Here is an 11,065-nt window from a genome sequence, read left to right on the forward strand (position 1 = left end):
ATTGCTAAGCCCATGTATAAAAAAGACAAACAGGGAATGATCATTGTTTTGATCGCTTTGACTTTGTTTTTAGCCATTTCAATTGGTTTTAAATTTCAGAGTGCTGTTGTTGCTTTATCTATTGCACTTACTGTCATTCTAGTTCAATTACTGTCAAATCTACATGAGCGCTTAACTCATTTAGAACAGCAGTTTTCTCCTCAGAAAGCGCCACTTTATTCTATCCATACGCAAAGAACAGTGATTTATGCAGCAGCCTTGGTTGCATTAGTTGCTTATATCAATCACTGGATGTGGATTGCTGGTGGGGCTTTACTGGTTTTATTACTATGTTTGATTCAAACCATCAGTGCATTTCATACTCGACTGTTGTACCTCGAATCAGCAAAACAAAATGTTCATGTAAATGAGACCATACAGTCTGAAGTTATAAATCCAGCGCTAGAGCAGGTTGGCCTCAACAATACTGACATGCTAGGCTCTGCCGAAACGGCAACTTTCAATCAAACAGAACAACCAATTCCTGTAAAAACTGCATGGTGGCAACCAGCCGTAGATTGGATGATTCATGGCAATCCAATTTTAAGAGTTGCTGTTGCTGTGCTTATGGTTGGGGTGGTGTTGTTATTACGTTTTGCAAGTGAGCACTGGCAACTTAGTTTGGGTGTCAAACTTGGTTTTATTGCCATTGCTGGAGGTGTGTTAACGGCATTTGGATATACATTGCAAAAGAAAAATCAGCTTTTTGCTGTGGCATTGCAAGGTGTCGGGCTGGCTGTTGTATTCCTGACACTTGTGTTCTCACATCATTTTGGTGTAATTGCCAACCTAACTACAGCGAGTATTCTGTTTACGATTTTATTAGCTATTACGGTATTCCTGAGCTTAAAACAACAAGCTATTTATTTGGCAATATTAGCACTTGGTATGGCTTATGCGGCTCCTTTAGTTATTCCACAATATCGCCCTGATGTAACCTTCCTATTTAGCTATTACTTAGTAATTAACTTAGCAGTTGCTGCGGTTAATTTTATTCAGCCTTGGAAAATCTTAAATCAAATTGCTTTCTTTGCCACAATGTTTATAGGTGGTAGTGCAATTGCATTTTATGGAGAACCCGCAAAATTTAATACATTAGACTGGATTTTGTGGTGCCATATCGCGCTGTTTATTTGGTTAAGTGTTCGTTATAGCCAAAATATATCTCGGACGTCAGCACATGAAAAACGCGAAGGGATTCGTTTACCACCACTGTTAGATGTGGGACTTATTTTTAGTGTGCCAGTACTGGGCTTTACCCTCCATGCTTACTTGGTACATGAGTCTACACAAGCATTGACGATTGGTGCAGCTGTTTTGGCGGGCACCTATGCAGTATTAACTTTCTGGATTAAAAAGACTCATCCTCAGCTTTCGGTCCTTGCAAAAAGCTTTTTCATTCTCGCGGTTGCGTTTTTTGCTTTAATTTTCCCGCTTGCAAAAGGAGCACATTGGACTGCCATTGGTTGGGTAGCTCAAGGTACGGCTTTAATTGTATGGGGAGTAACTGAACGCTACCGTTTAAGCCGATATATTGGTGTAGTTTTAGTTTTACTCAGCTCACTTGCACTGTTTTATCAGGTGTGGGCAAATGAAGAGTTCCCAACGCTAAGTACAAGCATATATGCACTTGCTCAATTTATTTCTGCCTTTTATTTATTGCAATACAACAGTAAAGAACAACGTTATTTTAGTGCCAGCATGATTAGTGGCATTTTCTTATGCTTAGGTATGTATGCGGGCGCCGTAGCTGGTGTAGAAATAATGACATGGCATCATCATGGTTTGAGTCCATATTTGATGTTTGCCACTGCTCTAATAGCAATATTTAGTGCAGTTGTTCACTATAAATTACGTGTGCAATGGCAAAGTTTGCAGTTAATTTTAATTAGCCTGTTACTGTTGTTCATTTTGGGTGAAGCCTTTACCAGCCAAGTATTCACGCTGTATAAATGGGCCGACATATTACGACAGGGTACTTTTCTTGTGAGTACCATTATTCTTGGCAGCTTATTTATTATGGCTCAACCGCAGTCGGATGAGTCCGGATACTTAAAAGTCTGGGCTGGTTTAAGTTGGTTGGCGTTAGCGATAGCTGGTTTGGCAATCTTTCCACAAATGCCAGTTGTTGCTCTGGCTTTTGTTCCTGTGGTTTATTCGCTTTGGGCGTATAAGGCTCATAAAACGACACTGTTACATCAAATTTCAGTTTGGTGTTTAAGCTTAATTTGGTTGTTAGTTGTGAGCGTTGATCGCCACTCCGCTGAGTACCTTTATTTTGTTCCTTTATTTAACTTAACGGATTTCCTTTCAATTGCGGTATTTTCAGGACTGCTCTTTATTATTTATCAACATGCTTTTGATCAAGATAAATCACTAGAGTGGACTTTTAAAATTATAACAATTTTAGTTGGTTTATTAGTGTTCAGTAGTGTGGTTGTTAGGGGCTTGCACTATTACTGGGCAACGCCACTCTGGAGTGTTTCAATTTGGACAAATGGTGTAGTGCAGTTAAGTTTGACATTACTTTGGGTTATTTTGGCATTTATATTAACTACATTCTCAAGTCGTAAAATGATTCGTCAATTATGGTTTGTAGGTGCTGCACTTTTAGGAATCGTGGTATTAAAGCTGATTCTGCTTGATCTATCGCAAAGTGCGACATTAACTCGGGTCATTTCATTTATTGGAGCAGGTGGGGTAATGTTGATTATTGCTTATCTTGCGCCATTACCACCGTCTTCTGTAGAGAAGAATCAAGAGCCTAAGCTTTAGGCTCTCGTTTTAATTCTTTTTGATTACTGTATTGATCGATATCATCTTCACCAAAAGCAGTAGGTGGTCGATCAATTAAGCCCATTTTCGGTACAGGAATTTCAATTTGATTATCCAAAAATCCATTTCGGATACGTTCTTGCATTTCATCCCGAACTTTTAAAGAATTTTCTTGGCGACACCATATCGCAAATAAAAGCTCAATCGATGACTCTCTGAATGCAGTAACTGTAACTGCAGGTTTTGGGTCATCTAACACAAGTGGATAATGAGCTGCCACATTTAGTAGAACTTCGCGAACTTTAATGATGTCTTCGTGAAAGTTAATTGCAAGTGTAATCGGAATACGCCGTATCGGATATTTAGATAAGTTGTGTACAGGGGCGCGAATAAGCTGTTCGTTTGGTAAACGAATATAGACATTGTCGAGTGTAAGTAATTTGACAGAAAGCAAATCAATCGAAATGACTTCGCCTTCAATTGTATTGCCACGAATCAGAGTAATTTGAATCGTATCGCCGACTTCAAAAGAACCTTCCCCAATCAAAAATAGACCACTAATTAAGTTGCTGGCAGAAGTTTGCGATGCAAAACCAAGTGCTACGGTTAGAATCCCAGCCGCGCCCAGGAATACACTAAGTTTGAACCCAGCTTCTTTTAAACTCGTCATAATGAAGAGTAAGAAAATAAAATAAAAAATACCACGGCGCCACACCAAGCGTTGGTGAGCGTTAAAGCGTGAGCCAATGGTTCTAATAAACGTATTTGAAATAATACGGGCAAGAACAAAACCAATAAAACAGAGCACAACACCGACTAAAATTTCACTGATGCGTTCGGTATTGATATTGGTAAATATGCTTTTGAGGCTATCAGCGATATCTTTTGGAATATTTGAATCAGCCATATAAACCTCTTAAAAGAATGAATCAAACATATTGAATAATGCTCCACCAGGTGAGCGTGGTGGATGAACATAAGTCACTTCACCAGCAAGAGGTGGCGTACGGTTTTCAATACGAATGCGTGCGGGACGATCAGAGCCCTCATAATAAACTTTAATTTGAGACGTCCATAAACGACCAGTACTTTCACTATAAAAAAGAGGAAGGGCCGTTACTGGCACGTTCATACGATCAAAGCGTAATTGATGATTACTGGTATTATGAAAGTCAATTGGAGTAACAGCACGGAAAGCGCGTGGTGTTAATAGATTTAAATCTGTACGCCCATCAACAGAAGTTGCATAGCAAATTTCACCTTGCTGGGCATTAGGGCCGAACCACGTATCTTTAGGTTGAATTACAGGAATCTCAAACAATGGTTCATGCTGACTTTCAACTAAACCTGCAATCCATAATGGTGTACTTATATATAAAGTCCCACGTTGACCTGCTGGAATATAAATAGGGTCAACAGGTTTAATAACTACAGAACGATCTGCCAGACGTGGCATAAGTAAAAATTCTGAATTAGTTTTGCGAAACATATAACGTTCTACTTGAACATTATGCGGGAAGGCAAAATGTGGATCTGCGATTGGGTGCCAATCTTGTTCATTATCGTCTTGAAGAGAAGGTCGATAATATTCGATGCGCCATTCTTTTATGCCACGTGTTAAACGAAAAAGCATTGAACCGAATTGCCATGCTTTCGACTGATTAATTTCAAAGTTTTGCTCTCCCCACCATTTTAAAGAATTCTGGGGGTGAGGCTGATATTCATTATTTTCAAACAAGACGCAAAATTCCTCTACCGAGTTGTTAAACAGACTTCACGCTGTAATCTGCTTAGAGTACACTCAAAATCATCTTACTCATCATTATAAATTGTGATGCAAATATTGAAACAAATACAAGTTCCATATAGTTTTGCCAAGCGTCATGGTGTTTTATTTCGTTATGACGGTGATCAGGTATTTATTATTAGACGTCAAAACACTGAAAAAATTGCATTGCAGGAAGCAAGACGCATCTTGGGTAAGCCAGCTCATTATCAATTATGTACTGAACAAGAATTTAATGCGCTCTTAAGTACGAGCTATGCAGGTGATACAGGGGAATCACAACAAGTTGCGGCAGGTTTGGAAGATCATCCGGATCTATTAAGCTTGGCCGATCAGGTTCCTGAAACAGAAGACTTGATGGATCAAGAAGATGATGCCCCGATTGTCCGTCTTATTAATGCGCTGCTTTCAGAGGCAATTCGGGTAGGGGCTTCAGATATTCATATTGAAGCTTTTGAAAAGAAATTATCCGTACGATTGCGTGTAGATGGTCAATTACGTGAGATTGTACAGCCACGCCGTGAGCTGGCACCTTTACTGGTCTCGCGTATTAAAGTTATGGCGAAGCTCGATATTGCTGAAAAACGTGTACCTCAAGATGGGCGTATTTCTTTACGTCTTGCTGGTCGTGAAGTGGATGTGCGTGTTTCAACTTTGCCATCGTCACATGGAGAAAGGGTCGTTATGCGTTTGCTTGATAAGCAAGCTGGCCGTCTCAACATGACTCACTTGGGTTTAATGGCTAATGACTATGAGCGTTTAACTCAGTTAGTACATCGTCCTCATGGCATTATTTTGGTCACAGGGCCTACAGGTTCGGGAAAAACAACGACTTTATATGCAGCTTTATCTGATCTAAATGACAATACCCGTAATATCTTAACTGCTGAAGATCCAATCGAATATCAACTCGAAGGTATTGGTCAAACCCAAGTGAATACCAAAGTGGATATGACATTTGCTCGTGCTTTAAAAGCAATGTTACGTCAAGATCCTGATGTGGTCATGGTAGGTGAGATTCGTGATTTAGAAACTGCTGAAATTGCAGTACAAGCATCGTTAACCGGTCATTTGGTTTTATCAACACTACATACCAATACTGCTATTGGTGCGGTCACTCGACTTAAAGATATGGGAATTGAGCCTTTCTTATTATCAAGCTCTTTAATTGGAGTGATTGCTCAACGTTTGGTTCGTACTTTATGTCCACATTGTATGACATGGCGTGAAGCCGATACTTTTGAAAAACAGGTTTTCCAGCATATTAATAATGAACCGTCTTTGCAGTTACCTGAAGCCAAAGGGTGTGATCATTGCTCACATTTGGGCTTCAATGGACGTACTGCAATTTATGAAATTGTACCAGTTGATGAACCTATGCGCCGTCTGATTCATGGTAATGCAGCTGAATATGAATTAGAAAATCATGCTCGTGAGTATTCAGGTTCAATTCGTGATGATGGTCTGCGTAAAGTACTTTCAGGCAAAACGACACTTGAGGAAGTGCTTCGAGTAACCAATGAAGCAAGTGAAGTGTAATTTGTAACAAGCAATAAAAATGCCCGATATGATTCAGGCATTTTTTAAACTTAAAAAATTACTCAGTCACAATATTAAAAGTTACATCAATATTGTTACGAGTTGCATTGGAATATGGACAAACAATATGAGCTGCTGCAACTAACTTTTCAGCTTCTTCATGATCCATACCGACTAAGTAAACATTTAAAGTCACTTCGATGCTAAAACCTGTAGGAATTGGACCAATACCTACTTCACCCTCTACATAAGCGTCTTTACTAATATTAAATTTATCGCGATTTGCAACAAATTTTAAAGCACCTAAAAAGCATGCTGAATAACCAGCTGCGAATAGTTGCTCTGGATTTGTTACAGCACCACCAGCGCCACCCATCTCTTTAGGTACACCAAGTTGTACATCTAATACACCGTCTGATGATGTTGCACGACCATCACGACCGCCGGTTGCTTTAGCTTTTGCACGATAAACAACTTTTTCTAATGACATCGTTTTTATTCCTAAAATAAATTGAATACAAATATATCGTACACGACTTAATTATTTTAACAAGTCAATTTTGTAAAAAATTGGTGATTATTTAGCTATATTTGTACGGAGTTTAGTAAGTTGATCTTTGAGGCCTAGTAGCGTGGTCATATCACATGAACTTGCTTCTAGTACACCTGCTGGAATATGCATTGCTTGATCTTTTAATTTTTTTCCTTCATCACTTAACGTAATAATCACTTGTCTCTCGTCTTGAGTTGAACGGGTACGATGAAGTAAATGCAGGGCTTCTAGCTTTTTCAAGATAGGGGTAAGGGTAGATGATTCTAAAAAAAGTTTAGCTCCAATTTCTGAAACAGTCACGTCATCCTGCTCCCACAACACTAACATCACTAAATATTGGGGATAGGTAATGCCCAAAGGTGCTAGAAGTTTTCTGTAGAGCTGATTAAGCGCTAAATTTGTTGAATAAATGAGGAAGCATAATTGATTCTCAAGCTTTAAGTTTTGACAGTCTTGGTCCATATATTCCTCAAAGAAATTGACACTACTTTTGTAGTATATCGCTTTCTATTCAGTTTCTTAAATGTTCATCAGAATAGTTTATGAATAAAACAAATTAACGCACATAAAAAATGGAATAACTACATCAATTATTCCATAAGATAAAATGTTTTAGATAAAATTATCTACCATAGATCTGCAATTTTTTTCATTAAACGCGCACGATATTTAGCAGTAGGATTATTTGCATTACGTTGTTGCTCTTGTTCATAAAAATCTTGCCAAGCAGTAATCATTTCAAGCGTTGCTCCTTGTTTTTTAATCATAGAAACATCTGCTGGCTGAATATTTTCTAAACGTTGTCTTGCGCCTTCTGCACCCGTACCCCAGCCAATAATTCTTTGGCCAAATGCGGGCAAGGGGATATTTTTAGGTGTCGCTGGAAGAATATCTGAACTGAGCTGTGCAGTGGGTGAAACAAAATAGTTCGTTGTCCCAAACTCTGCATAACAATGAATATTTGCCCCAAAGCAAAAAATGCTAAATAAGTATTTCCACATGAATAATTAAACTTTTAATAGTGAATCAATTTACGGTGAGTCATGAGAGGCATTGAAGAGCGGACGAGTTCTTGTGCTGTTAAATCAAAGGGTACTGTGATTAAACCACTCCCTTCATATCCAATCATACTTAAAATTTGGCCACGACTATCTGTTGCCCCAGAGTGTCCCCAAGTTTGTCGTTTTTCACCATGCCAGCCCTGTTGTGCTGCACCTAAAACATAACATTGGCTATCCATTGCCCGAGCCTGTAGCAAAAGCTGCCAGTGCATTTGTCCAGTTGTATAAGTAAATGCAGCAGGAGCAGTAAGAAGATGAGCGCCTTGTTGTCTAAGAGTTAGAGCAAGCTCTGGAAAACGTAAGTCGTAACATACCATTAAGCCAATATTGCCAAAAGGGGTAGATGTGACTACTACGTCTGTTCCGGGCTCAAAGAATCGAGACTCTTGATAACCACCGACAGCATCACCCACTTGTACATCAAATAAATGGATCTTGTCATAACGTGCTTCCGTACGCTCAGGACTGATACAAAGACTAACCGTCCGGACTCGACCATCTTGAATCGTAGATCCATCTGGACGAAATGGGCATGGTAAGGTGCCGGCCACAATCCAGATTTGATATTGATGTGCGAGTTTCTCAAGCCTTTGTTGAATAGACTCAAATTGCTCAGCTGTTTCACGTTGTTTTCCTGCAGCAAAACATATAAAGTTTTCGGGAAAAACAATCAAGCTAGCATTTTGCGCCTTACTTTGTTGAATCAAAGACTCAATAACTTGAAAATTATTTTCAATGTCATCTTGCGAGTTCATTTGAGCAACAGAAATAAGGGTCATATTCTAGTCCGGCTTAATGATTAAAGTCAGGCATTTTGCTTATCTGATACCTGTTCAAGCGTATCTTGTTCTTTCTGTAACTGCTTCACAAGTGGCTCAAACATATTCTGATTGTTTGCATTGAGTTTCATCAATGTCTTATGTGCATCCAGAACTGTTCTTAGCATTGCATTATGAGTGATCTGTTCATCAGTTAACGTTAATGTGCAAACGTTAGGATCGCCACAATAATTCAAAATGACAAAAACCTGCCCTAGCCCCATACTGTTGGCTAAGGTTGTGATATCTGGATTGGTAGATAGCATCACAGCTTGAATATGATGAGTTTGTTTAAGCTTTAAACCTAGCTTAGCCAGGATGCCTAACACCGTACTATCAATAAATGTTGTTTGGGTTAAATCAACGATTGCACCAACAACATTCTCTTGCTGTTCAATTCTGTTTAAAAGTTTGTCTAGACTTATACAAGAATGGGCTCGCACTTCACCAATAAGTTTGAAAATATGCGTTCCATTTAAACTTGCATATTCAACATGACCTGTTGACATATAAATGCCATTTTCAGAGAAGGATAGAAAAATTATCACATAGTGCCATCTCAGACTCAAGAGTCCTTAAGTCGTATATTATGTAATTAATTGATTCGTAAATTAATTCATTCGACAAAGACTAAAGATGGCGATGTCATCTGCTACATGATCGGGCGCTTGAAATGATTGATTTTGCAAATGATGAACCAATTGTTGGAACTGATCATTTAAGCCACCGTCAAAAGGTTCAAGGGCTCCATCTGAGCAAACAATGAATCTTGATTGGTGATTTAATGTACAAACATGCTCTTCAACTTCTAGTTCATCAGTTAAGCCCAATGGAAAACTACTGGTTGTTAGAATTTTCGGAGCTTGATTAGGTTCAAAAATGATAGGTGGAGGGTAGTGCCCCGCACTTGACCAGCGAAGTGTATGTGTTTCTAGATTTAAAATACCGACAACAATCGTAATGTGCTTTTCAATATTCTCTTGAACCAACATCCCATTTAATTTTTTTATTAACTGTCTTGGTGTTTTAGAACGGCCATGGAAAGCTGCCATCCATGATGTTAATAAACTACTGGTTACACCATGTCCTGAAACATCGGCAAGATAGAATAAAACTTCTTTATCATTTAATTTCCAATAATCATACCAATCACCGGAAAGATAAGCTGAAGGCTGAAAGAAAGTTTCGACTTCATAATTTAATAAATCAATTGGATTCGGCAATAAACGTTTTTGCAGTTCAGCAGCCGAAGGTAAATCACGACTATCTTGATTACGCTTATATTGAGCATCAATTCTTGATAGAGCTTTATTTAAATCGGTAGGTAACTGATTCCACACCCAACCTGCAAGAGCACCTGCTTCCCATGCATGCGCTAAAGCAGCACCTTCGTGTTCAAAAGCAATTACAATCGTTGGTAAATTCCATTTATAAGTCAGGAAATCTTGTACATCTGCAATTGCAATGATGGTTGGATCATATAAATCTAAATCATCTATGTTAATGACTTGTAAGCCTGGCAATTTATCCAAAGCTTGCTCTAAATAAGGAATAGAGCGTGTCGGTTTAATAAAATACATAGAAGAGATGGTAGTCCTTTTATATGATCACTTTATTCATCATAGAGTATGTATGATCAAAATCAAGGTATTGCCAAACTCTTAATCCGAGCAATACCTTGATTTCATGTTTTAAGGGTTTGGATTCTCATCTGGTGTATCTTCTGAATCATCATCAATGAAGGATACATCAGCCGAGTCACCCTTTTTCTCTGCAATTTGGAATGCTTTACGTTGGAGATATAAGTCTCGAATCATAGCATATTGATCACCCTGTAAGGTTTGATCTAAATCTAGATATTGAGCACGTGTATCAACGGCTTGTAATATATTACTTGACCAGTAAAGGCCGTCTTGATCATCCATAACATATTTCTGAGGACGAGCTTGGGCGTCTACTGCTAAACCAAAACCATCACGTAAAGTACTTGGGCCGAAAAAAGGCAACATAAGGAATGGGCCAGAAGGAACACCATAGTAACCGAGAGTTACACCAAAATTCTCTTCTTCAGTCGGTAAACCTAAACGGCTTGCAGGGTCAGCTAAACCAAGAGTCGTTAAAGTATTAATTGTAAAACGACCTAAAGTTTTTGCTGCGCGACCAGGACGACCTTGAATAAGCTGATTGACAGCATTCCAAGGTTCTCCAAGATTTTTACGGAACTGGCGATAAGAACCACGTACATCTTCTGGAGTTTTCTCTCTATATTGGACAGCAACTGGGCGTAAAAAATTTCGATCCAACATATCGTTAAATGAATAAATTGGACGATTTAATGATTGTAACGGATCTTTTATAGGATCTGGTTGTGCTGCATTTGCATTTACTTTTAAATCCTTAACTTTAATATTTTTTAAATCTTTAATAATTTGTGAGCGGTGATGGGTAGGTGTTGTTTCTTCCAATGAGCTAGCATTAGAAGATTCACTTATAG

Annotated in this window: 11 protein-coding genes; 2 read left to right on the plus strand and 9 right to left on the minus strand. The window is 38.6% G+C overall.

What is annotated here, in order from left to right; genetic code table 11:
- Nucleotides 1-12 precede the first annotated feature (12 nt).
- The gene (locus HUN22_RS00320; RefSeq protein ID WP_174726081.1) at nucleotides 13-2,814 is read left to right on the plus strand and encodes a DUF2339 domain-containing protein; all 2,802 of its coding nucleotides are present in this window, start codon (nucleotides 13-15) and stop codon (nucleotides 2,812-2,814) included.
- Here the strand turns inward: HUN22_RS00320 and HUN22_RS00325 are convergent.
- Together HUN22_RS00325 and HUN22_RS00330 are read right to left on the minus strand one after the other, a co-directional pair.
- Nucleotides 2,804-3,721 (minus strand): mechanosensitive ion channel family protein, encoded by a 918-nt coding sequence (locus tag HUN22_RS00325; protein ID WP_174726082.1) that lies wholly within the window; start codon nucleotides 3,719-3,721, stop codon nucleotides 2,804-2,806. The two genes, HUN22_RS00320 and HUN22_RS00325, sit on opposite strands and share 11 nt — an antisense overlap.
- Nucleotides 3,722-3,730: 9 nt before the next feature.
- Complete coding sequence (locus HUN22_RS00330) at nucleotides 3,731-4,552, minus strand: hypothetical protein (protein ID WP_174726083.1); 822 nt, start codon at nucleotides 4,550-4,552, stop codon at nucleotides 3,731-3,733.
- A gap of 96 nt (nucleotides 4,553-4,648) precedes the next feature.
- Here HUN22_RS00330 and gspE point away from each other — a divergent pair, with 96 nt between their 5' ends.
- A complete protein-coding gene (gene gspE, locus HUN22_RS00335) occupies nucleotides 4,649-6,139 on the plus strand; it encodes a type II secretion system ATPase GspE (protein WP_174726084.1) in 1,491 nt (496 codons plus the stop codon).
- 58 nt (nucleotides 6,140-6,197) lie between these two features.
- On the opposite strand, the gene HUN22_RS00340 is transcribed toward gspE, so the two are convergent.
- The 7 genes from HUN22_RS00340 to HUN22_RS00370 all read right to left on the minus strand — a co-directional run bounded on the left by HUN22_RS00340 (nucleotide 6,198) and on the right by HUN22_RS00370 (nucleotide 11,036).
- Nucleotides 6,198-6,629: an organic hydroperoxide resistance protein gene (locus tag HUN22_RS00340; RefSeq protein WP_174726085.1), complete on the minus strand. Its 432-nt coding sequence runs from the start codon at nucleotides 6,627-6,629 to the stop codon at nucleotides 6,198-6,200.
- Nucleotides 6,630-6,716: 87 nt separating this feature from the next.
- Nucleotides 6,717-7,154: a MarR family winged helix-turn-helix transcriptional regulator gene (locus HUN22_RS00345; protein ID WP_174726086.1), complete on the minus strand. Its 438-nt coding sequence runs from the start codon at nucleotides 7,152-7,154 to the stop codon at nucleotides 6,717-6,719.
- Between the two features lie 164 nt (nucleotides 7,155-7,318).
- A complete protein-coding gene (locus HUN22_RS00350; protein ID WP_174726087.1) occupies nucleotides 7,319-7,693 on the minus strand; it encodes a DUF4951 domain-containing protein in 375 nt (124 codons plus the stop codon).
- 14 nt (nucleotides 7,694-7,707) lie between these two features.
- Entirely contained in the window at nucleotides 7,708-8,532 is an 825-nt protein-coding gene (locus tag HUN22_RS00355) for a carbon-nitrogen hydrolase family protein (RefSeq protein ID WP_174726088.1), read from the minus strand.
- Nucleotides 8,533-8,558: 26 nt separating this feature from the next.
- Complete coding sequence (gene gigB, locus HUN22_RS00360) at nucleotides 8,559-9,080, minus strand: anti-anti-sigma factor GigB (RefSeq protein ID WP_002117273.1); 522 nt, start codon at nucleotides 9,078-9,080, stop codon at nucleotides 8,559-8,561.
- A gap of 102 nt (nucleotides 9,081-9,182) precedes the next feature.
- On the minus strand, nucleotides 9,183-10,151 hold the full coding sequence (gene gigA, locus HUN22_RS00365; RefSeq protein ID WP_174726089.1) for an RsbU family protein phosphatase GigA: 969 nt from the start codon (nucleotides 10,149-10,151) through the stop codon (nucleotides 9,183-9,185).
- Nucleotides 10,152-10,262: 111 nt separating this feature from the next.
- On the minus strand, nucleotides 10,263-11,036 hold the full coding sequence (locus tag HUN22_RS00370; RefSeq protein ID WP_174726093.1) for an MlaA family lipoprotein: 774 nt from the start codon (nucleotides 11,034-11,036) through the stop codon (nucleotides 10,263-10,265).
- Nucleotides 11,037-11,065: the final 29 nt, after the last annotated feature.

It is taken from the genome of Acinetobacter lactucae, from assembly GCF_013344765.1.
Lineage (GTDB): Bacteria > Pseudomonadota > Gammaproteobacteria > Pseudomonadales > Moraxellaceae > Acinetobacter > Acinetobacter lactucae_A.